Origin of the sequence: Pseudoduganella danionis (assembly GCF_009720775.1) — a bacterium.
Lineage (GTDB): Bacteria > Pseudomonadota > Gammaproteobacteria > Burkholderiales > Burkholderiaceae_D > Rugamonas > Rugamonas danionis.
The window spans coordinates 1,738,156-1,760,509 of the sequence record NZ_WNKW01000001.1 but is presented as its reverse complement, the minus strand read 5'-3'; the positions used below and the strand labels follow the sequence as shown (position 1 = coordinate 1,760,509).

Annotated in this window: 16 protein-coding genes; 12 read left to right on the top strand and 4 right to left on the bottom strand. The window is 63.7% G+C overall.

What is annotated here, in order from left to right; translation table 11 throughout:
- The first annotated feature begins 2 nt into the window (after nucleotides 1-2).
- From GM655_RS07690 to GM655_RS07635, 12 genes are all read left to right on the top strand, one after another.
- On the top strand, nucleotides 3-1,709 hold the full coding sequence (locus GM655_RS07690) for a GspE/PulE family protein (protein ID WP_155433937.1): 1,707 nt from the start codon (nucleotides 3-5) through the stop codon (nucleotides 1,707-1,709).
- Complete coding sequence (locus tag GM655_RS07685) at nucleotides 1,706-2,908, top strand: type II secretion system F family protein (protein ID WP_155433936.1); 1,203 nt, start codon at nucleotides 1,706-1,708, stop codon at nucleotides 2,906-2,908. Before GM655_RS07690 ends, GM655_RS07685 begins: the two co-directional genes overlap by 4 nt.
- 12 nt (nucleotides 2,909-2,920) lie before the next feature.
- Nucleotides 2,921-4,492 carry a hypothetical protein gene (locus GM655_RS07680; protein ID WP_155433935.1) on the top strand — a complete coding sequence of 524 codons (1,572 nt, stop codon included), beginning with the start codon at nucleotides 2,921-2,923 and terminating at the stop codon, nucleotides 4,490-4,492.
- Entirely contained in the window at nucleotides 4,489-5,196 is a 708-nt protein-coding gene (locus GM655_RS07675) for a hypothetical protein (protein WP_155433934.1), read from the top strand. The genes GM655_RS07680 and GM655_RS07675 overlap by 4 nt, the downstream gene beginning before the upstream one ends.
- Nucleotides 5,193-5,717, top strand: coding sequence for a hypothetical protein (locus tag GM655_RS07670; RefSeq protein ID WP_155433933.1), 525 nt, complete (start codon nucleotides 5,193-5,195; stop codon nucleotides 5,715-5,717). The genes GM655_RS07675 and GM655_RS07670 overlap by 4 nt, the downstream gene beginning before the upstream one ends.
- Nucleotides 5,707-6,414, top strand: coding sequence for a type II secretion system protein (locus GM655_RS07665; protein ID WP_155433932.1), 708 nt, complete (start codon nucleotides 5,707-5,709; stop codon nucleotides 6,412-6,414). Before GM655_RS07670 ends, GM655_RS07665 begins: the two co-directional genes overlap by 11 nt.
- Complete coding sequence (locus GM655_RS07660; protein ID WP_229632413.1) at nucleotides 6,411-7,181, top strand: ABC transporter permease; 771 nt, start codon at nucleotides 6,411-6,413, stop codon at nucleotides 7,179-7,181. Before GM655_RS07665 ends, GM655_RS07660 begins: the two co-directional genes overlap by 4 nt.
- Nucleotides 7,182-7,194: 13 nt before the next feature.
- Nucleotides 7,195-7,923 (top strand): hypothetical protein, encoded by a 729-nt coding sequence (locus GM655_RS07655; RefSeq protein ID WP_229632412.1) that lies wholly within the window; start codon nucleotides 7,195-7,197, stop codon nucleotides 7,921-7,923.
- A 47-nt stretch (nucleotides 7,924-7,970) separates the two neighbouring features.
- Complete coding sequence (locus GM655_RS07650) at nucleotides 7,971-8,534, top strand: prepilin-type N-terminal cleavage/methylation domain-containing protein (protein WP_155433931.1); 564 nt, start codon at nucleotides 7,971-7,973, stop codon at nucleotides 8,532-8,534.
- Between the two features lie 5 nt (nucleotides 8,535-8,539).
- A complete protein-coding gene (locus GM655_RS07645) occupies nucleotides 8,540-9,607 on the top strand; it encodes a phosphotransferase family protein (protein ID WP_155433930.1) in 1,068 nt (355 codons plus the stop codon).
- Nucleotides 9,608-9,692: 85 nt separating this feature from the next.
- The gene (locus GM655_RS07640; RefSeq protein WP_229632411.1) at nucleotides 9,693-14,201 is read left to right on the top strand and encodes a PAS domain-containing protein; all 4,509 of its coding nucleotides are present in this window, start codon (nucleotides 9,693-9,695) and stop codon (nucleotides 14,199-14,201) included.
- A complete protein-coding gene (locus GM655_RS07635; protein ID WP_155433928.1) occupies nucleotides 14,198-15,124 on the top strand; it encodes a diguanylate cyclase in 927 nt (308 codons plus the stop codon). The genes GM655_RS07640 and GM655_RS07635 overlap by 4 nt, the downstream gene beginning before the upstream one ends.
- 9 nt (nucleotides 15,125-15,133) lie before the next feature.
- Here GM655_RS07635 and GM655_RS07630 read toward each other — a convergent pair whose 3' ends face one another.
- From GM655_RS07630 to GM655_RS07615, 4 genes are all read right to left on the bottom strand, one after another.
- Nucleotides 15,134-16,264: an acyl-CoA dehydrogenase family protein gene (locus tag GM655_RS07630; protein WP_155433927.1), complete on the bottom strand. Its 1,131-nt coding sequence runs from the start codon at nucleotides 16,262-16,264 to the stop codon at nucleotides 15,134-15,136.
- A 9-nt stretch (nucleotides 16,265-16,273) separates the two neighbouring features.
- Nucleotides 16,274-17,464 carry an acyl-CoA dehydrogenase family protein gene (locus GM655_RS07625; protein WP_155433926.1) on the bottom strand — a complete coding sequence of 397 codons (1,191 nt, stop codon included), beginning with the start codon at nucleotides 17,462-17,464 and terminating at the stop codon, nucleotides 16,274-16,276.
- 123 nt (nucleotides 17,465-17,587) lie between these two features.
- Nucleotides 17,588-19,699, bottom strand: coding sequence for an NHL domain-containing protein (locus tag GM655_RS07620; RefSeq protein ID WP_229632410.1), 2,112 nt, complete (start codon nucleotides 19,697-19,699; stop codon nucleotides 17,588-17,590).
- Between the two features lie 288 nt (nucleotides 19,700-19,987).
- Nucleotides 19,988-22,246, bottom strand: a complete 2,259-nt coding sequence (locus tag GM655_RS07615) for a carboxy terminal-processing peptidase (RefSeq protein ID WP_155433924.1) — start codon at nucleotides 22,244-22,246, stop codon at nucleotides 19,988-19,990.
- Between the last annotated feature and the right edge of the window lie 108 nt (nucleotides 22,247-22,354).

Here is a 22,354-nt window from a genome sequence, read left to right as displayed (position 1 = left end):
CCATGGCTGAACAGGCAAAACTTCCACTAGGCAAACTGCTGATCCAGAAAGGGGTCATCAGCGAAGACCAGCTGCGCATTGCACTGATAGAACAGAAACGCAGCAACGAGCCGCTGGGCAAGCTGCTGATCACGCTCGGCTTCGTGACCGAAGCCACGGTGCGCATGGCGCTGTCGGAAAACCTCAATCAGCAGAGCGCCGACCTGACCAGTCTGGTGGTCGATGCGATCGCCCTCAAGCTGATCCCCAAGGAAGTGGCCAAGCGCTACCGCGTGTTCCCCATCGTCTACGAACGCGCGACCGACAATCTGATCCTGGCCATGTCCGACACCAGCAACATCGTCGCGCTGGACCAGATCAGCGCGATGCTGGTCAAGGGCATTACCATCAGCCCGCTGCTGGTGAATGAATCGGACATCAGCCGCGCCATCGACCAGTACTACGGTTTCGAACTGTCGATCGACGGCATCCTGCATGAAATCGAAACGGGCGAAGTCAATTACGCCAGTCTGGGCACTACTTCGGATGAGTACAGCCAGCCCATGGTACGCCTGATCGATGCGATTCTGGCCGACGCGGTGCAAAATGGCGCGTCCGACCTGCACTTCGAGCCCGAGCAATCCTTCCTGCGCATACGCTACCGTATCGACGGCATCCTGCGCCAGATCCGCAGCCTGCACAAATCCTACTGGCCGGCCATGGCCGTGCGCCTGAAAGTGATTTCGAATATGAACATCGCCGAGACGCGCGCGCCGCAAGATGGCCGCATCTCGATCAAATTCTCGGGCCGCCAGATCGACTTCCGCGCCTCGGCCCAACCCACCACGCACGGCGAAAACTTCGTACTGCGCGTGCTGGACCGGCAAAAAGGCATAGTCCCTCTCGATGGTCTGGGCCTCGGTGAAACGGAGCTGGACCTGCTGAAGCTGATGATCGCCCGTCCCGACGGCGTCATCCTCGTGACAGGCCCGACCGGCTCGGGCAAGACCACCACGCTGTACTCCATCCTCAACCATATCAATACGGAGAGCGTCAACATCATGACGCTGGAGGACCCGGTCGAGTATCCGATGAATATGATACGCCAGACCTCCGTCAACGAATCGGCCAAGATGGGCTTTGCCGAAGGCATACGTTCGATGATGCGGCAAGACCCCGACATCATTCTGGTGGGCGAGATCCGCGACAAGGAAACGGCGGAAATGGCGTTTGCCGCCGCCATGACGGGCCATCAGGTGTATTCCACCCTGCACACCAATTCCGCCGTGGGCTCGGTGTCGCGCCTGCTCGATATCGGCATCGTGCCCGACATCATGGCCGGCAACATCATCGGCATCGTCGCCCAGCGTCTGGTGCGCAAGCTGTGCACCGAATGCCGCGCACCGCACGAAGCGGACGAAGTGGAACGCCGCCTACTCGACCTGCCGGAAGGCGCCGGCCCGCAGACCCTGTACCACGCAGTGGGCTGCCCCCATTGCGCCCATCAGGGCTACAAGGGCCGTATCGCCATCATGGAACTGCTGAAAATGACGCCGGCCATCGACGAGCTGATCGCACGCCGCGCCTCCACGCGCGAACTGCGCAATGCGGCCAACGCGGCCGGCTTCCACAGCCTGATCGACGACGGCCTGCGCCGCGTACTGGACGGCATTACCACGCTGGAAGAAGTGGGCCGCGTGGTCGACCTGACCGAGCGCCTGAGCCGATGACCCAGTTCTACTACCGCGCCATGGATGCGTCCGGCCATATCCAGCCCGGCAATATGGACGCTGCCAACGAGCCTGATCTGGAACTGCGCCTGCACCGCATGGGGCTGGACCTGATTGATTGCCGCGCTTCGCGCACGCGGGTGGTGGCGCTCAAGCGCGTGATCACGCGCCACGACCTGATCAACTTCTGCTTCCACATGGAGCAACTGACGGGCGCCGGCGTACCCATACTGGAAGGCTTGAACGATCTGCGCGACAGCATAGACCATCCGCGCTTTCGCGAAATGATTACCGGACTGATCGAGAATATCGAAGGCGGCCAGCAACTGTCGGCCGCGCTGGCAGCCTATCCGGAAGTGTTTGACTTGACCTTCACCAGCCTGATCACGGCCGGCGAACAGAGCGGCAAGCTGGCGGAAGTGTTCAAAAACCTGTCGGAAAGCCTGAAGTGGCAGGACGAACTGGCTTCCCAGACCAAGAAGATCGTGATGTATCCGGCCGCCGTCGGCACTTTCGTGGTGGGTGTGACCTTTTTCCTGATGATCTATCTGGTGCCGCAGCTCACTTCCTTCGTCAAGAATATGGGCAACACCCTGCCGCTGCACACCAAGGCGCTGATCTGGCTGTCCAATGTGTTCATCAACTACTGGTATGTACTGATCGGCCTGCCGCTGGCAGCCTATTTCGGTGGCCGGGCCTGGCTGGCGCATAGCGAAGCGGCGCGCTTCCGCGCGGATGGTTTCAAGCTGCGCATCTGGCTGATCGGCCCCGTGCTGCACAAAATCATACTGGCCCGCTTCGCCACCTTTTTCGCCATGATGTATGCATCCGGGATTACCATACTCGAGTGCATCCACCTGTCCGAAGGCATAGTCGGCAACCGCGTAATCGCGGCCGGCCTGCGCCGCGCTGCGCAACTGATTTCGGAAGGCCATGGCATCACGGCCGCATTCCAGCAGACCGGCATCTTCCCGCCGCTGGTGATCCGCATGCTGAAGGTGGGCGAAGCCACGGGCGGGCTCGACGGCGCGCTGCGCAATGTCAGCTATTTCTACAACCGCGAGGTCAAGGAAATGATAGAAAAAGTACAGTCCATGATAGAACCGGCCATGACGGTGATACTGGGCGTACTGGTGGGCTGGATCATGCTGTCCGTGATGGGCCCGATTTACGACACGATCAGCAAGATCCGCACCTGAGGCTGACGTGCTATGAGCAAACATCTTTTCTACCTGAGCAGCGAACAACTGGCCGCCTACCAGTGGCAGGGCGGCCGTCTGAGCGGCGGCAGTGTGTTCAGCCACGATGCCGAAGGTGTGGAACGCTTCATGGACTACCTCGACAGCCAGCCGCTGATGCCGGCCCTGCTGCTGACCGATCTGGTCGAGGAAGACTTCCAGCGCATCAACGTACCGCATGTGGGCGGCATGGGCGGACGCAAGCTGCTGCAGCGCCGCCTGCAGCAGCAATACCGCGAAACGCCCTACCGCCACTACGAAATCCAGGGCCGCATGGCCGATGGCCGGCGCGACGATATGGTGCTGCTGGCCGCGCTGACCAATCCCGCCACCGTGCAACCATGGCTGGACGCGCTGGACCAGTTGCAGATGCCGCTGGCCGGGCTGTACTCGACCACCCTGCTCAGTACGGCACTAGTGCACAAACTGGGCCTGCGCGACGAACACCTGCTGCTGCTGACCCAGCAATCGGGCGGCTGGCGCCAGAGCTATTTCCAGAACGGCCAACTGAAGTTTTCGCGCCTGACAGCCGCCATCAATCGCGATGGCCAGCCCATCGATCTGGGCACGGAAACCGCCAAGACCCAGCAATTCCTCACCAGCGTGCGTCTGATGGGGCGCGGCAATGTGCTGCATGCAGTGGTGATCGCGCCCGTGGCCAGCACGCCGGTGCTGGAAGGCCAGTGCGAAGACGGGCCGGAGACCTCGTTCCGCTTTCTCTCGCTGCGCCACGTGGCCACCCGGCTGGGGCTGCGCAGCGACGAGTTGCAGGTCAATGAACTGGCAGCCCAGTTGGCCGACCCCATGCTGCTGACGCTGCTGGCCCGCCAGCACGGCATCCGCCAGTACCCGCTGGGCAGCGTGCGGCGCCACTTCAAGCTGTGGCGCATCCGCCGCGTGCTGTACTGGGGCAGCGCCGTACTCGGTACGGCCAGCCTGCTGTGGCTGGGCGCCAACCTGTGGCAGGCGCGTGACGCGCAGCAGCAGAGCGGCACGCTGATGGCCGAAGCGGCCAGCTACGACCAGCGCTACCGCAGCGTGATGGCGGCCATGCCGCCTAGCGTGACCAGCACGGCCAATATGCGCGCTGCCGTCAATGTGGAACGCATGCTGGGCACCCAGGCGCCCGCGCCGCTAGAGATGGCAGCCATGGTCAGTGCTGCACTGGAACAGACCCCGCAAATCCGTTTGCTGCAGCTGGACTGGAAAGCCATGCAGGGTGATGGCGCTGCGCCGAGTGCGCCCACCCAGGGCGATGGCCGCCAGGCCGCGCCGATTTCGTCGGCATTGCTGGGCATACCCACCAAGCCGGCCCAGAGCCTGCTGCTGGAAGCGGAAATTCTGGGCGACCAGGATGACTACCGCGCTGCTGTCGACAATATGAACCGCTTTGCCCAGCAACTGGCCAGCAACCCGCGCCTCACCGTGGCCATCGACAAGCCGCCGCTGGACACCCGTTCCTCCGTCAAGCTCAGCGCCAAAGCGGGGCCGGCCAGCGAAGATGCCCACGCGCGCTTCTCCCTGATACTGGTGTGGAAACCATGAGCAGCCTGCCCCACAGCACTAGCGGCCGCCGCGCCGCCGCCCGCCCCTTGCCCTTGCCTTACTGGCTGGCCGAGTTCGGCCGTATCCGCAGCGCCGTGCTGACGGCGCTGGCCTGTCTGGTGCTCAGCATGGGCGCCTTGCAGCTTAGCCACTGGCGCCTGAACAGCGCAGAAGACCGGCTGCAACTGGCCCAGCGCACGCGCGATGCGGCCTACACGCGCTATGCTCACGTGGACAATGAAAAACGTGATATCCGCAACTTCCAGCCACGCTATGTCGAGCTGCGCGCACGCGGCCTGATCGGGGCAGAAAAGCGGATCGAATGGGTGGACGCTATCCGCCTCGTACAGGAGCAGCGCCGCCTGCTGCCGCTCAGTTATGAAATCGAACCACAGCAGACGGTACAACTGGCCGGTGCGCTCGATCTGGGCGACTACCAGCTGCAAAGCAGCCGCATGCATCTGCACATGGATTTGCTGCACGAAATGGACTTATTCAACTTCCTCACCGACTTGCACCAGCGCGCCTTTTTTGCTGTGCAGAGCTGCAACATCAAGCGGCTGGCACGCGCGGTCGGCGCGCAAGGCGGCCCTACGCTGGGTGCCGATTGCACGCTGAACTGGGTCACACTGGGCACGCCAGCCAAGGTTGCTGCGGGCGCCGCCAGCGCGGCGTCCGTCCCGGCCAGCAAGGAGACGCCATGATGGTGCGCCTCACTGCGACGGGCTTGCACTTCTGCACGCCAATCTTGCGCCCATCCATGCGGTCGTCCATGCTGCTCGCTGCACTGATGGCCGCGCTCGTAGCCACAGCGCCCCCTGCAGACGCTCAAAATCTGGGCCGGCTGTTCGCCACGCCGGCCGAGCGCGATGCCATGGAAGCCCAGCGCGGTGCCGGCACGGCACCGGCTGCTGTCGCCATGCCGGCGCCCGGCGTCCAGCCCATGCCGGGCGACCCCAACCAGCCTATGGCGGGCAATCCCGCTACCGCGCCCGTCGCTGCTGCACCCACCACCCTGCTCATGGGCGGCAGCATGCGCAGCAGTACAGGCCGCAGCACCGTCTGGCTCAACAACGTGCCGCAGAATGATGGGCTCAACCGCTTCAGCAACACCGGCAAAGCCGATCTCAGCGTCACGCTGCCGTCGGGCCAGCGCATCGTCCTCAAGCCGGGCCAGCGCTACGATCTGTCGGCCGCCAGGGTGAAAGATGTCAATGAACCCTAAACCACAGCAGCGCCAGCGCGGCTTTACGCTGGTCGAGATCGCCATCGTGCTGCTCATCGTCGGCCTGCTGATAGGCGGCATGATCGCTCCCTTGAGTTCGCAGCTCGAACAGAAAAAAACTACCGACACCCGGCTGGCCATGGAAGAAGCGCGCGAAGCCCTGTTCGGTTTCGCGCTGCGCAATGGCTATCTGCCGTGTCCGGCCATTTCAACCACCAATGGTCTGGAAGACCGCACCGGCAGCGCCTGCAACAAACGCTACGGCCTGCTGCCCTGGGCCACGCTGGGCGTAGGCCGGCTGGATGGCTGGAACCGCATCCTCGGCTATAGCGTCACGCCGGCCTTCAGCGATAGCGTGGTGCTGTTCACGCTGAAAACCCCGCGCGATATCACCATCGCCACGCGCGATGCCAGCGGCCGTTTGCAGCCGCTGACGGAAAGCAATGACATACCGGCTGCGCTGATTTCCTTTGGCAAAAACGGCTATGGCGCGTTTAGCGACCAGAACACCCGCCTGAGCGATCTGGGTGCCGGCAATGATGATGAAAAGCTCAATCTGCAAAGCGGCATGGCGCTGATCAGCCGCGACCCTAGCGACGATCCGCGTGCCAGCGGCGGCACCTTCGACGACATCATCCTGTGGATTTCGCCGAATATCCTCTACAACCGTATGGTGGCGGCCCAGCGCCTGCCATGATGGCCATGCACGCCAGTTGCACCATCGCCCGCTATACGATACTGGAAGCCTTGCGCAACCGCTGGCTATGGCTGCTGCTGGGGTTGACGCTGGCCGCCATCGGTCTGAGCAGCCTGCTCGATGCCATGGCCCTTACGGAAAGCCGGCAGTTGCAGATCAGCCTGCTGTCCAGCCTGCTGCGTGTGGCCAGCGTGTTCCTGCTGACCACCTTTGTCATCAGCAGCATGGCCCGTGAAGCGGCCGATAAGGGCCAGCAATGGCTGCTCGCACACGCGTTTCCGCGCGCCACCTATCTGGCCGGCAAGCTACTCGGCTATGCCTTGCTGGCCTTGCTGCCCGTGCTGCTGTCCGGCCTGCTAGCAGCCTGTTATGCACCGGCATTGCAGGCGGGCGCCTGGGCGCTGGCCCTGCTGTGCGAATGCTGGATCATGCTGGCTTTCGCCGTGCTGTGCATGGTCGGCCTGCAGCAGGTACCGGCCGCGCTGGCTGCTTGCAGCGGTTTCTACCTGCTGGCGCGCAGCATAGGCACTCTGCAACTGCTGGCCCATGGCAGCCGCCCCGATGGCAGCCAGGGCAGCGCGGCCGGCCTGCTGTTCGATCTGCTGGGAACGCTGCTGCCCCATCTCGACCGCTATGCCCGCAGCGACTGGCTGGTCTATGGCGGCGCCAGCCTGCACGACCTCACTGCCATGCTGCTGCAGACTGCCTTGTTCCTCACCCTGCTGGTACTGGCCGCCCTGTACGACCTGTACCGCAAAGCCATCTAACTGCACTTCCGCCATGGCCACCCTGCCTGCCGCTACAGCCCGCCAACAACTCCGCACCGCTGCACCACGCTGGCTGACGCCGGCGCTGCTGCTGGCCTTGGCCCTTCAGATCCTGTGGCAAAGCCTGCAACCGGCGCCACGCGCGCAAGCGGCCGAACTGCCAGCCGTGCCGCCGCTCGCCTTGCTGCAACTGGCCAGCCTGGGCGAGCCGGTAGCGCTGGCCAAGGCCAGTATGCTGTACGTGCAGAGCCATGACGAACAGGCCGGCCTCAGCATTGCATTCCGTGCGCTCGACTATGTGCGCCTGCGCGACTGGCTCGCCACCATCCTCACACTCGACCCGCGCAGCCAGTATCCGCTGCTGGCCGCCAGCGAAGTGTATGCGGCCGTGAGCGACCCCGAACGGGCCAGACTGATGCTGGAGCTGGTCTACCAGCGCTACCGCGAAGACCCGCAGCGGCGCTGGCCCTGGCTGGCCCATGCCGCGCTGGTAGCGCGCCACCAGCTACATGATATGCCACTGGCACGGCGCTACGCTGCCGCCCTGCGCAGCCAGGCCGGTGCTGCCCAGCTGCCGGCCTGGGCGCGCGAGCTGGAAATCTTCATCGCCGAGGACATGCAGCAGAGCGACAGCGCACGCACGCTGATCGGCGCCCTGATCAGCAGCGGCCAGATCACCGATCCGCACGAACTGGCATTTCTGGCGCACCGGCTGGAACAGCTGGCGCCGGCGCAACACTAGCCGTTGGGCTTGCGGTAAGATAACGATATCTAGCAGAAAGGAATCCCATGCGCACCCTACCCCAACGTTCCCGCGGCTTTACGCTGGTTGAAATCGCCATCGTGCTGGTCATCATCGGCCTGCTGCTAGGCGGCGTACTGAAAGGCCAGAGCCTGATCGACAGCGCGCGCGTCAAGAACATCGTGCAGCAGGCCACTTCACTGACGGCGGCCGTGAACGCTTATCAGGACAAATTCCATGCGCTGCCCGGCGACGATGTACAGGGCACCACCCATGCGCCCGGCTCTACCGGCAATGGCAATGGCGATGGCCAGATCGATGAATACCAGCTCGCGCCCCAGCATCTGGCACTGGCCGGTTTCATCACGGGCTCCTTCAACGGCAGCACGGATTTCATGACCAGCGCCCAGGGCGGCGCCGTCTACATCTACAACGATGTGGTGGCTGGCCGTGGCGGCAATGGTGTGCGGCTCGACAACTTGCCGGACAGCTTTGCCGAGCAGGTCGACAGCAAACTCGATGACGGCAAGTACAACACCGGCTCGGTGCGCGCCAGCGGCCCCTACACCAACAATGGCAGCGTGATCCAGCGCACCGCCGTGTTCTTCTAGTTTCCATGTTCGCCCAGTTCGAAGGGACCCGCGCCATTCCGGCGCGGCACCAGTTCGATCTGACGGCACTCGATGCCTATCTGCGCCAGCACCTGCCCGGCTATCCGGCCGGCAGCCTGAGCGCCCTGCAGTTCAAGGGCGGTCTATCCAACCCCACTTACCAGCTCAGCATCGCCGGCCAGCATTTTGTGCTGCGCACCAAGCCGGCGCCGGCAGCCCAGCTGCTCCCCTCGGCCCATGCCATCGAACGCGAATTCCGCATCATGGATACACTGGGCCGGGCCGGCTTCCCCTGCCCGCGCCAGTTGCTGCTGTGTCTGGATGAGAGCGTGATCGGCCGCGCCTTCTACCTGATGGAATATATCCAGGGCCGTATCCTGTGGGACCCCAGCCTGCCCGGCATGACGCCGCCCGAGCGGGCCGCCATCTACGACGAAATGAACCGCGTGATCGCCCGGCTGCACAACCTCGACTACAGCGCGCTGGGGCTGGCCGATTACGGCAAACCGGGCAATTATTTTGCGCGCCAGATCGAACGCTGGAGCAAACAATATCTGGCCAGCCAGACCGGCACCATCGCCGCCATGCAGCAACTAATGGACTGGCTGCCGCGCCACATTCCGCCCGGTGAAGAGTGCGCCATCGTGCACGGCGACTACCGACTCGACAATCTGCTGTTCCACCCCAGCGAGCCGCGCATCGTGGCCGTGCTGGACTGGGAACTGTCCACGCTGGGCCACCCGCTGGCCGATTTTGCCTATCACTGCCTGAGCTGGCGGCTGGCGCCGGGCCAGTTCCGCGGCCTGGCCGGGCTCGATCTGGCCGCGCTGGGCATCCCGCAACTGCAGCACTGCATCACCCGCTATGCCGAACGCACGGGGCGCACGCTGCACGCGCACGATCTGGACTTCTATCTGGCCTTTAATCTGTTCCGGCTGGCCAGCATTCTGCAAGGCATCATGAAACGCCATGCCGACGGTACGGCCGCCAGCGCGCAAGCTCTGGCGGCGGGCAGCATGGCCGGCCCGATTGCCGAGCTGGGCTGGCGCTATGCCTGTGGTAGCGCCAGCTAGCCCTGCTACAAAATCCCTTTCTGAAACGCACGAGCTCGGCTACTATCCAAGGGCATTATGCTCAGATTGCCGTCCGGGGTTAGGCTTGCAAGAAACTCAATACCGTCACTCATACTCACTGCGTAGCCAGCTCACCGTGCTGGTGCTGCTCTGTCTGCTGCCGGCCGTACTGGCACTGGGGCTGCTGGCCATGCGCTACCAGCAGTACCAGCACAGCACGCTCAGCGAGCAGAGCCAGCAGAGTGCCCGCCTGCTGCAATCCACCATCGAAGGCGAAGTACAGCAAGCGCGCCAGTTGCTGACGGCACTGAGCATCCATCCTGCGCTACAGCAAGATGAGCTGGCGCCCATCCGTGCCCAGGCCGCCCGTTTGTTGTTGCCCGGCAGCCCCATCAGCCAGTTGCTGGTGCAGGACCGCTCGGGCCGGCCAGTACTGCGACTGGGTGCGCCGCTCGCGGCCGAGATCAGCCCGGAAGCTACGCTGCACCGCCTCGCGCCGCTGTTCGCCGGCGCTCCCCAGCGCGTGTCCGCCATCAACCTGCAGGGCCAGAATCTGCTGGCGGTCGATCTGGCCGTACCCGGCAGCGCAAGCCCGCGCTATGTGCTGAGCGCCATCTTCCATGCCGACTGGCTAGGCAAAACCCTGCGCGAACTGCAGCTCGCACCCGAACAGCATGTCAGCGTCTACGACGCCGACGGCAATCTGCTGGCCACTGGCGGCGCCGCGCGCCTGATCTGGAACCAGTCCAGCGAAGCCAGCCTGCGCAGCCTGCTGCACCAGCGCCAGACGGCCATCGCCACGGCAGAGACCAGCGCGCACAGCAGCTATCTGGTCGCCATCAACCATCCGCCGCAGGCGCTCACCAGCGTCGCGCTGGCCACGCCCCAGCACCTGCCAGCCCATGGGATGCTGGCCGATCTGGCCGCGCTGGGCACAGGCACGGCACTGGTGCTGCTGGCGGTGGCAGCACTGGCCGGCTGGTGCAGCATCCGGCTGTGGCGTAGCATGCTGGCCCTGCGCGACGCGGCGCAGGCACTGGCCGCCGGCCAGCCTTACACGCTGGACAGCATGGGTTTCCTCGAGGCGGGCCAGATCGCCCATGCCATCCAGTCGCTGCAGGGCAATCTGCGGCGCCATCAGGCCAGGCTGGAATCACAGGTGGCCGAACGCACGGCCCAGCTGGAGAAAAACCGTAGCCAGCTTGAAACCCTGTATGCCACCGCGCCTGTCGGCCTCAGCTATGTGGATGCAGAGCTGCGCTACGTGCGCCTGAACGAATTTCTGGCCGCGCTCAACCGCCAGCCCGTGGTGGCCCATCTGGGCCGCCATGTGGCCGACATGATCGCCGATGCCGACCTGCGGCGCGAAGTGCTGGCCGATTACCGCAGCGTGCTGGAAACCGGCCAGCCGGCCGTCAATCTGCCCCGCTCGGGCCATCCGGAAACGTCGCCCGACCAGCTGCGCCACTGGGTCATCAGCTACTACCCGCAATTCGGCAGCGATGGCCGCATCGTCGGCATCACCGGACTGATGCTGGACGTGACGGAACAGAAGCGCATCGAAGCGGAACTGCGCCAGTCGCGCCAGTTGCTGCGCTCGGTAGTCGACAATATGCCGGCCATGATCTTCCTTAAGCGCCTGCCTGACCTGCGCTATGAAATGTTCAACCGCTACGGTGCCCAGCTCTACGAACGGGCTGACAGCGACGAGCTGATAGGCTTGAGCGACGCTGATTTTGTCGGCGCGGCCGCGGCCGCGGAGTTTGCCGCCACCGACCGCCAGCTACTTGATGCGCCGGCCGACACCGTGGTGGAAATTGCCGAAGAACCCCTGCGCAATAGCGCCGGCCAGACGCGCTACCTGACCACCCGTAAAGTGGCGCTGCGCGACGAACGCGGCATTGCCACCCACGTGCTCGGCATTTCCATCGATATCACCGAACGCAAGCAGGCGCGCGAAGCGCTCACGGCCAGCCTGAACCAGTTGGCCGAACGCGAGCAGTTCATCCGTACCGTCACCGACAACCTGCCCGGCATGGTGGCCTACTGGGATACGGGCTTGCGCTGCCGCTTCGCCAACCATTACCTGCTCGACTGGCTGGGACGCAGCTCGTCCGAAGTGCTGGGTCGCTCCATGACCGACCTGCTCGGTGCCAGCCATGTAGCACGGCACAGCCGCTATCTGGATGCGGCCATGGCCGGCACGGCCCAGAGCTTCGGCGGCCAGGTCAGCAACATTGCGGGTGAAAAACAGCACATCTGGGTCAATTACTTCCCCGACCTGACCCCGACCGGACAGGTGCGCGGGCTGGTGGTGCTGGTGTCCGACGTGACGGCGCTGAAGGAATCCGAACTCGACCTGCAACGCCTCAACGAGGAACTGATCACGGCGCGCGACCGGGCCGAAGCGGCCAGCCATGCCAAGAGCGAATTCCTGGCCAATATGAGCCATGAAATTCGCACGCCCATGAATGCCATCATCGGCCTGGCCCGCCTGCTGGAAGAAGCCCAGCTGGCCCAGCGCGAACGCGGCTATCTGGACAAGATACAGCTGGCCACGCAATCGCTGCTGGGCCTGGTGAACGATGTGCTCGATTTTTCCCGCGTAGAAGCGGGCCAGCTCACGCTGGAGCAGACCCCGTTCCGGCTCGAACACCTGCTGGCCAGCATCAGCGTGCTGGTCAGCGGCAGTGCCTATGACAAGGGCATAGAACTGATCTACGACATCGACCCGCAACTGCCGCACACCGTGCTGGGCGACCCCATGCGTCTGCAGCAGATCCTGCTCAACCTGCTCAGCAATGCCATCAAATTTACCGAGCACGGCGAAGTGGTGCTGCAGATACGCCAGAGCCGCCAGCAGGAACAGCTGTGGCTGGAATTCCATGTGCGCGATACCGGCATAGGCATACCAACCGCCCAGCAAGCCCACATTTTCGACGCCTTCGTGCAGGCCGACAGCAGCACCAGCCGGCGCTTCGGCGGCACCGGGCTGGGGCTGGCCATCTGCCGCCAACTGGCCGGCCTGATGGGCGGCAGTATCAGCCTGCACAGCGAACCCGGCGTGGGCTCCGAATTCCAGTTCCGCTGCCCGCTGCAGGCACTCGAGGCGGCCATGCCGCCCGAGCCGGCGCAGCAAGCCTGGCGCGTGCTGCTGGTCGATCCGAATGCCACTGTGCGCGCCGTGTTGCAGCACTGCTGCCAGCAACTGGGCTGGCAGGCTGAGAGCGTGGCCAATCTGGACGCTGCGGCCGCCCGCATCGACGCTGGCAGCGGCACCGACGTGCTAATCCTCGGTGCTGCCCTGCTGGGCGAACTGCATGCCTGCCCAAAGTCCACGCTGCGCCACTGGCCGCCGCTGCTGCTGATGGCAGGTGAACAGTGTGCTGCCCAGCAGGCTGCACAGCAGGGCCGCCCGGCCATCGCCGGCCTGTTGCCGAAACCGGCTACACCGACCCAGCTACGCGAGCAGGTCGAACAAATCCTCGCACCGGCACCTGCCGCCCTGCCCAGCCTCGCGCTGGCCGCCCATGCCCCGCTACAAGGTCGGCTGCAAGGCATGCGCATCCTGCTGGTCGAAGACAACCAGATCAATCAGGAAGTGGCGCTCTACATCCTGCAGCATGCGGGCGCCCAGGTCGATACGGTGGACAATGGCCAGTTGGCACTGGACCTGCTGCGCGACGCGCCGCAGCGCTTCGATCTGGTGCTGATGGATATCCAGATGCCGGTGCTGAACGGCTACGATGCCACGCTGGCCATCCGCGCGCTGGGCGGACCGCTGGCCCAACTGCCTAAAGTGGCGATGACGGCCAACGTGATGGCAGACGACCGGCGCCGTGCCAGCGCTGCCGGCATGTCGGCCCATGTGGCCAAACCCATCGATGTGGAGCAGCTAATTGCCGTGCTGCTGCAACTGGCACCGAACGCCGTGCTCAGCCCGCCCGCCGGCGCCGCACGTGCAGCGCAGCCAGCGGACCAGCAGCCGGACTGGCTAGCCAGCATGCAGCAGGCCGGACTGGATGGCCGCGCCGCCCTGATCCGGCTGGACGGCGACAGCCAGCTGCTGTGGAACTTGCTGCAGCGCTTCAATGTCGAACATGCAGACAGCGCCAGCCAGCTCTTGCACCTGCTCCAACAGGAAGCAGGAGCTGCCGCTCTGGCCCAGCCGCTGCACCGCCTGCGCGGCGTGGCCGCCAATCTGGGTGCGGTCGACGTGGCGGCCTGCTGCGCAGCCGCCGAAGCTGCCGTGCAAGACAAGGCAGCGTGGCCGCGGCTGCCCGAATTACTGGCAGCGCTGGACGCGGCCTTGCAGCGCCTCGCCCACGCCAGCTCAGCGTTGTCCAGAACAAAGCCGGGGTTTTCTGCCTCCCAACCCTCGCTGGACATGGAACAGTTGAGACAAGCACTGGCGCAGTTGCAAACTTTACTTCAAAATAACAACATGAAAGCACTGGATGTGCTGGCACAACTACAGGAGCAGCTTGCTGCCGACACCCTGCCCGCAGGGCTGGCCGAAGCCATAGGCAAGCTCGACTTCAGTACCGCGTCGCGCCTACTTGACGAATTTTTGCAGCGAAAGGGCAGTGCATGAGCTGGACCAACCTGGCCTGGAACGGACGGATACTGGTAGTCGATGACGCCATGGAAAATATCCAGATCCTGCATCACGCCCTGCGTGACGAGCACGAAGTGCTGTTCGCCCTCGATGGTGCGCGCGCGCTGGAAATGGCCTATAGCCAGAAACCGGACCTGATCCTGCTCGATGCGGTGATGCCGGGCATGGATGGCTATCAGGTTTGTGCCGCCCTGCGCGCCAACCCTGCCCTGCAGGACATCCCGGTTATTTTCGTCACAGCGCTGACCCAGCCCGAAGATGAAACCCGCGCGCTGGAAGCAGGCGCGGTGGACTTCATCAGCAAGCCTTTCAACGTGGCCGTGGTGCGCGCGCGCGTACGCAGCCAGCTCACCATCAAGCGTCAGGCCGACGCGATGCGCGAACTGAGCCGCACCGACAGCCTGACCGGCGTAGCCAACCGGCGCAGCTTCAACCACACCATGGAAGCCGAATGGCGCCGCTGCGCACGCGCCGGCCTGCCACTGTCGGAGATCATGATCGATATCGACCACTTCAAGCTGTACAACGACCACTACGGCCATCAGGCCGGCGACCTGTGCCTGCAGCAAGTGGGCGCGGCCATGTCGGCCTGTGCCGCCCGGCCGCAGGACATGCTGGCGCGCTATGGCGGCGAGGAATTCGTGCTGCTATTGCCGCAGGAAGCGGCCGGTGGTGCCGCCGTGGTGGCCCAGCGCGTGCTCGACACCATACGCCGGCTCAAAATTCCCCATGCGGGCTCGCCCACCTCGCCGTATGTCACGGCCAGTCTGGGCGTGCACACCATGCTGCCGCCGTTCGAACACAGCGACAGCGATGCGCTGATCCGTCAGGCCGACCAGCAGATGTACCGCGCCAAGCAGAGCGGCCGCGACCGCGTCTGCGTGGCAACGCTAGCCTAGCTACCCCGTTCAGGCGTGTTCGGCAAACGCCGGCTGGGCGGCAAAGCGCTGCAGGTGGTGATCCACATCGCCCAGCGTCAGGTCTATCATGGTCAGGCGCTTGAACAGATGGGCTGCCGGCAACTCGTCCGTCACCCCCATGCCACCATGCAGTTGCACCGCCTGCTGACCGATGAACTTGGCCGCCTGGCCGATCCGTACCTTGGCAGCTGACACGGCGCGGCGCCGTTCGGCCGCATCGCTGCCATCCTGCCGTGCTGCGGCCAGCATGGCCATGGAACGGGCTTGCTCCAGATGGATGTACATATCGGCCATGCGGTGCTGCAAGGCCTGGAAGCTGCCGATGGCCGTGCCGAATTGCTTGCGGGTTTTCAGGTAGTCCAGCGTGGCCGCAAACAGTGCATCCATCGCGCCCACGGCCTCGGCGCACAGCAAAGTCACGCCGTAATCGGCCGCCTGCTCCAGCAGATCGGCAGCAACGCTGCCCTGTGCCAGCAATGCGGACGCCGGCAGGCGCACATCGCACAACTCTACCGTGGCAGCACGCTGGCCGTCGATGGTGCGATAGTCGCGCCGCTGCACGCCGGGCGCCGTGGCTGGCACCACGAACAGACAGATGCCGTCCGGTGCCGCAGCGTCGCGCGCCGATACGATCAGCGCACCGGCCTGGGCGCCGTGGATCACCACGCTCTTGGCGCCGTTCAGGCAATAGCCCTCGCCATCGCGCACGGCACTGGTACGAATATCGTACAGGTCGTGGCGGCTCTGCTGCTCGCCCAGCGCACAGGCCAGCTTGAGTTCGCCACTGGCCACCTGCTCGAGCAACGCGGCCTGATTGCCGGCCAGCTGCAGGAACTGCGCGCCCCAGACGGTGGCAAAATACGGCTCCACCACCAGCCCGCGGCCCAGTTCCTGCATCACCACCCACAGGTCGACGGCACCGCCGCTGAAGCCGCCCTGGGCTTCCGGTACGGGCAACGCCGTCATGCCGAGTTCCACCAGAGTTTGCCAGGCGCTGTCGCTGACACCGCTGGCACTATGGATGATCTGGCGCCGCGCCTCGTGGCTGTAATCCTTGGCTACCCAGCGGCGCAGGGCATCGGCAAATTGTTGCTGTTCTTCGCGCAATTGAAAGTCCATGGCTGCCCCTTACAGTCCCAGTATCATCTGGGTGATGATGTTTTTCTGAATTTCGTTAGACCCACCGTAAATCGAGGTCTTGCGGAAATTGAAGTAATAGCCGGCCAGCGGTGCGGCCGCGTCGTCGCCCGTCAGCGCATGCTCGCGCTTGCCTTCGAGGTAGTCGATATCGAAAGGCAGACCGGCAGGGCCCAGCGCTTCCAGCATCAGCTCGGTTAGCTGCTGCTGGATTTCCGAGCCGCGTATCTTGAGCAGCGAGGCTTCCGGTCCGGGCCGGTGGTCAGCCTTGGTAATCACGCGCAGCACCGTCATTTCCAGCGCCATCAGTTCGATTTCCAGACTAGCCACCTTGGCGCCAAACACGGGGTCCTGCAACAGCGGACGGCCACCCTTGCGCTGTTGCGTGGCGATCTTCTTCAGGAATAGCAGTTCGCGCTTGGAACGGCCCACGGCGGCAATGCCCGTGCGCTCGTGGCCCAGCAGGTATTTGGCATAGGTCCAGCCCTTGTTCTCCTGCCCGATCAGGTTCTCGACCGGCACTTTGACGTTGTCGAAGAACACTTCGTTCACTTCATGCTCTTCATCGAGCATGATGATGGGGCGCACCGTGATGCCGGGCGTCTTCATGTCGATGAGCAGGAAGGAAATGCCTTCCTGCTTGCGCACCGTGCCGTCCGTGCGCACCAGACAGAAGATCATGTCGGCATACTGGCCCAGCGTGGTCCAGGTCTTCTGGCCATTGACGATATAGTGATCGCCCACGCGCTCGGCCGTCGTTTTCAGCGATGCCAGATCGGAACCGGAGCCCGGTTCGGAATACCCCTGGCACCACCAGTCGTCGCAATTGAGGATGCGCGGCAGGTAATAGGCTTTCTGCGCGGCGTTACCGAAGGCCATGATGACGGGCGCCACCATGTTGACGCCGAACGGCAGGATGGGCGGCGTACCGGCACGCGCGCACTCTTCTTCCCAGATGTGGCGCTCGGTTGCGCTCCAGCCAGGACCGCCAAATTCCACCGGCCAGGCCGGTGCAGCCCAGCCCTGTTTGGCGCAGATGCGGTGCCAGCGCACATAGTCATCGCGCTCGAGGCGGCGGTGCATGCGCACTTTCTGCTGCAGGTCAGTAGGTAGATTGGCTTCGAGGAAGGCGCGTACCGTATCACGGAAGGCCAGATCCGTCTCCGTATAGTCGAGGTCCATGCTGTCTCCATTATTTTTGCCCGCGCCAAAAAGCACGGTCGTTCAGATTATTCTACCCGAAAATCTGGACGGCACCGTGGCATTTTCGTGGCGCCGCGTATGGCCGCGCGAGCCAATGGAGGATTACTCGACCTGTACGGCCAGATCGTGCACGCCGCTGGCCGGATTGCCCGCATAGTCGCGTGCACTGATGCGCAGGATGTAGGCACCCGGCGCCAGTGCGCCGATCTGCCACAGGCCGGGCTGGATCTGGCCCTGCACCAGCGTGTTGTGCAGCGCATAGGAGAAACGGGTTTCGGCCGCGCCATGCACGGTGATGCCGCTGCTGGGCGCATAGGCATACTGCACGGCTTCGCGGTTGCGCGGCAGGCGGTCGTAGGTCTGGGCGGCCGGCAGCGGCGCCATGCCTGCCAGCGGTTGGCCGCTGCTATCGAGTAGCTGGTAGCCCAGCTGATACAGCCCCAGCCGGCGCCGTGCCTGATTGCCATCCATCTGGTCGAACGCATCGACAATGATCTGCACCCCGCCCAGACTGCGCGGCAGCAACAGCCTGCCCTGCTGTTTCGCCGTCAGTGGCTGGCCCTGACTATCGGCCAGCGCGATGCGCTGGATCTGCGGCGCGATGGTGTCGCGCAAGCCCGAAAACGGCAGCGTCAGCGGATTGACGGCCTCGCCAGCCGGACGGTAATCAAGGTGAACATGGGCCATGCGATTGACGCTGCCCAGCACCTCTCCCACACCGAAACGGGTGCCGCGCCGCACGCGCAGCGCCACCGGCTTGCCCTGCTCGTCGCGCTGCAACTGGAAACGCGCATCACGCACCTTGTCCTTGGCATCGCGCCCTACGCGCATGTGGATGTAGTTGAATTCGCCCAGCGCCAGCCCCTCCGATAGATCGCCATAGGACCAGCTGGCGGCAGGGTTGCTGACTTTGGCCGCCATCACGGCCAGTACCGGCGTGCCGATCGCGGCCTGCACGTCCAGCCCGGAATGGAAATGGTGCCGGCTCTCGCCTTTGAAACTGCCGCGCACTTCGCCCATCAGGCCCACCACTTCATGCGGCTGATCCTGCGGTGCTACCGGCCACAGCGTACGCGCACCGGGCAGCGGCAGCGCCACGGGCGGCTCGGTACTGGTCGCCATGCTGGCTGCGGCAGCCACATGGTAGAGCCGGCGCGTGGCGCTATCACTCAGGTACAGGCTGCCATCGGCCGCCAGCGTCATGCCGCGCGGCGCATGCAGGCGCACGCCGCCATCCGCGCCATAACCGGGCTGGGCCGGATGATCGACGTCTTCCAGCGCCAGCACTTCGCCCTGAGGCGTGATCTGGGCGATACGGCCGTGGCTCTGGCTGGCCAGGTACAGAAAGCCGTCATGCGTGAGCGCCAGCGCCACCGGCGCACGCAGCAGCGAGACGCGCTCATCTTCGGGCGCGGCGGCAATGGTGCTGACCATGCCGTCCGGTCCCAGCCGGCGGATCGCATCATTGCCCGTATCGGCGATCAGCAGCGTGCCGTCCGGCGCCACTACCAGCCCCGTGGGCAGATCGAAGCGCGCTTCGCCAGCCGCGCCATCCACCATGCCATTGCGCTTGCCGCCAGCCAGCGTGCTGACCATGCCGTCCGGCGTAATCTTGCGGATGCGGTCGTTATACGTATCGCTCACATACACCACGCCGGCACGGTCCACCGCGATGCCCACGGGGCCGTTAAAGCGCGCTGCAGCGCCCTGCCCGTCCTGATCGCCAGCGATACCGTCGCCGGCCAGCGTAGTGACTACGCCTTGCGCATCGATTTTGCGGATCGCGTGATTGCCCGTATCGGCAACGTAGAGATTGCCAGCCGCATCGATGGCCAGCCCCGAAGGCGTATGCAGCGCAGCGGCCGCCCCGCTGCCATCGCTAAAGCCTTCCTTGCCGCCGGCCAGCAGCGTCACGGCGCCATCGCTGCCGATGCGTACCACGCGGTTGGCCTCGCCGCCTTCGGCCAGATACAGATTGCCGGCACTATCGCGTACCAGCCCGAAAGGATCGTCGAAGCTCTGGGCCGGTGCCAGTCCCGCATAAACGGCGACACGGGCGCGCCAGTGCGGTTCGGTTGCGCGGATTTTGCCGTGCACCGCGGCGGCATTGCCACCGGCAGGCGCGCTGGCCCGCTTCCACCCATACACACCAGCCCCGCCCAGCACCAGCACAACAGCGGCTACGGCGAGCCAGGTTAAACGCGAAATAGCCAACAGACACCGCCCAAAATTAACTTTAAAGCAGCATTCTAGTGCATCCATCGCCTCGAGTGGCGCGGCGAGTTGGGAAGCGTTCGAAACGACAGGGCAAAAAAAAACCCGCTACGGGAGCGGGCTGAATCTATTTCCTTGGAGGAGAATAGAGGAGACAGGTGAATGATGCTCTACGGCAGAATATATTTCCAATTTTTATTCATAATGCCTGAAATATATTTGGTGAATATCTGCTGATCTGCCGCCTACTTGCGTGGCAGATTTCTTTGCATCAAGTTACATTTTTGCCTATTTGACGCTGTCCACGGCGTAAGGCAGCACGCGCGACGCCATGCGCGTATCCGTCTTCAGCAGGCTGACTTCGTCCGCGAGGATGTGCACAGCTTCATTGAGCAGTACATCCTTGGCGGCCTTGGCGGCTTTTTCCGCGTCCAGCTCGGCCGCCAGTGTGCGCTCGTCGCCCTGCAGACCATCATCCGTACGCAAAGCGCCTTTGACGGCCGCCACTTTCGGTGCTGCTGCCGTCTTGCCGTTACCGGCTTTGGCGGCCGCTGCCTGCTTGGCCAGCTCCTTGGCGTCCGGTATCAGGATAGGATCGTCAGCGCCGGGCACGGGCGACAGCAGCCGCGCTTCGCGCAGCTTGGCGCGCGCATCCTGGGTTTCGCGCTCCTTGCGACGCGCCACTTCATTGAGCGAAATCAGGTTGTCCTTGCGCTGCTTTTTGACCAGCGCTATATCTTCCGACAGGTACTGGAAGTCCTTGTCCTTGGCCACGCGAGCCTCATGCTTCTTGTCCAGTATAGGCAGCATTTCCTTGAGGTCGCCCACAGGAATATAGACAGCCGGCTTGATGGCTACCCACGGCAGCGCATTGTCATAGCTCGATTCGCCGAAAGTATCAGAGTCGCCCATGGTCGGCAGCTTGATATCGGGCGTCACGCCGCGCAGCTGGGTGGTACCGCCATTGATACGGAAGAACTGGGCCACGGTCAGCTTGAGTTCACCATAATGCACTTTATCGTTGGGCGCAAAACGGTCGAGCGGGAAGATGGTCTGTACCGTGCCTTTGCCGAAGCTGGGCTCGCCGATGATCACGCCGCGGCCATAATCCTGAATTGCTGCCGCGAAAATCTCTGACGCCGAGGCCGAGCCGCGGTTGATCAGCACACCCATCGGACCATCCCAGGCCATGCCGGCATTGGTGTCGCTTTCCACTTCCACCTTGTTGTCGGCACTGCGCTGCTGCACCACCGGGCCTTTGTCGATGAACAGACCGGTCAGCTCGACGGCTTCGCTGAGCGAGCCGCCGCCGTTGTTGCGCAGGTCGATCAGCACATTGTCGACCTTCTCTTTCTTCAGCTCAACCAGCAGACGGGCCACATCGCGCGTGGCGCTCTTGTAGTCGGGGTCATTGCGGCGGCGCGCTTCGAAGTCCAGATAGAAGGTCGGCAGCGAAATCACGCCAACGCGGCGCTTGACGGCGCCGTCCTTCACCTCGTAGATGGATTTCTTGGCCGACTGTTCTTCCATGCTGATTTTCTTGCGTACCAGCGTCACCGTGGTGTGCTTGCCATCCACGCCAGCATCGGCCGGCAGGATGTCGAGCCGCACGGTCGAGTCTTTCGGGCCGCGGATCAGCGCTACCACGTCGTCGATGCGCCAGCCCAGCACTTCCGTCATGGGGCTCTTGTCATCCTTGGCCACGCCAAAGATGCGGTCGCCCACCTTGATCTTGCCGGACAGGCCGGCCGGGCTGCCGGGCACTACTTCGCGCACCACCGTGTACTCCTCGCGCGTCTGCAGCACGCAGCCTATGCCTTCCAGCGACAGCCGCATGGCGATATCGAAGTTCTCGGAAGCGCGCGGGCCCAGATAGTTGGTATGCGGCTCGATCGACATCGCATAGGCATTCATGAAGATCTGGAACACGTCCTCATTGGTCAGCTTGCGCGAACGGCTGATGTAATTCTCGTAGCGCTTGTCCAGCGTGTCACGGATGCTTTTGTCATCCTTGCCGGCCAGCTTCAGGCGCAGCCAGTCATTCTTGACACGCTTGCGCCACAGGTCCTTGAGCTCGGCATCGCTTTTTACCCAATCAGCCTTTTCGCGGTCGTACTGGTAGCTCTCATCGGTAGCGAAATCAAATTTAGTCTTCAGCAATTCGCGCGCGTAGCTGATGCGCTCGGTAAAACGTTGCTGATAAAGGTTGTAGATGGCAAATGGTACGCTGAGGTTTTCGCCCAGAATCGCATCATCGAGGCGGGTGCGCACGATGGTGTACTGGTCGATATCGGCCTGGCTGAAGAACAGCTTTTCCGAATCGAGCGACTTGAAGTAGCGGTCGAAGATTTTTTCCGACATGGCGTCGTCCAGCGGCATGGGCTTGTAGTGCAGCTTGCCCAGCACGCGCGAAGCCCACAGGGCAGCCTGGGTCTGGCCCGGCTGCGGCTTGATCACAGTATCGGCCGCGGCTTTCTCCGGCACGGCAGCGCCAACTTGCACGGACAGCGCCGCCAGCATGGCGACCAACAGCATTTGCTTCTTCATCGGCTTACTCCGGAACTAAATTTGCAATCTCATTAATCGGTTATGCGCAGTGCGGATAACTGCTATTCCATTCTACAGGATAGGGGGCAGCTCGGCTCTGCAAGATTG

Bases quoted from the DNA above. Each gene is read 5' to 3' on its own strand.
- GM655_RS07690 (WP_155433937.1), top strand. From the start codon at position 3: ATGGCTGAACAGGCAAAACTTCCACTAGGCAAACTGCTGATCCAGAAA.
- GM655_RS07685 (WP_155433936.1), top strand. From the start codon at position 1,706: ATGACCCAGTTCTACTACCGCGCCATGGATGCGTCCGGCCATATCCAG.
- GM655_RS07680 (WP_155433935.1), top strand. From the start codon at position 2,921: ATGAGCAAACATCTTTTCTACCTGAGCAGCGAACAACTGGCCGCCTAC.
- GM655_RS07675 (WP_155433934.1), top strand. From the start codon at position 4,489: ATGAGCAGCCTGCCCCACAGCACTAGCGGCCGCCGCGCCGCCGCCCGC.
- GM655_RS07670 (WP_155433933.1), top strand. From the start codon at position 5,193: ATGATGGTGCGCCTCACTGCGACGGGCTTGCACTTCTGCACGCCAATC.
- GM655_RS07665 (WP_155433932.1), top strand. From the start codon at position 5,707: ATGAACCCTAAACCACAGCAGCGCCAGCGCGGCTTTACGCTGGTCGAG.
- GM655_RS07660 (WP_229632413.1), top strand. From the start codon at position 6,411: ATGATGGCCATGCACGCCAGTTGCACCATCGCCCGCTATACGATACTG.
- GM655_RS07655 (WP_229632412.1), top strand. From the start codon at position 7,195: ATGGCCACCCTGCCTGCCGCTACAGCCCGCCAACAACTCCGCACCGCT.
- GM655_RS07650 (WP_155433931.1), top strand. From the start codon at position 7,971: ATGCGCACCCTACCCCAACGTTCCCGCGGCTTTACGCTGGTTGAAATC.
- GM655_RS07645 (WP_155433930.1), top strand. From the start codon at position 8,540: ATGTTCGCCCAGTTCGAAGGGACCCGCGCCATTCCGGCGCGGCACCAG.
- GM655_RS07635 (WP_155433928.1), top strand. From the start codon at position 14,198: ATGAGCTGGACCAACCTGGCCTGGAACGGACGGATACTGGTAGTCGAT.
- GM655_RS07630 (WP_155433927.1), bottom strand. From the start codon at position 16,264: ATGGACTTTCAATTGCGCGAAGAACAGCAACAATTTGCCGATGCCCTG.
- GM655_RS07625 (WP_155433926.1), bottom strand. From the start codon at position 17,464: ATGGACCTCGACTATACGGAGACGGATCTGGCCTTCCGTGATACGGTA.
- GM655_RS07615 (WP_155433924.1), bottom strand. From the start codon at position 22,246: ATGAAGAAGCAAATGCTGTTGGTCGCCATGCTGGCGGCGCTGTCCGTG.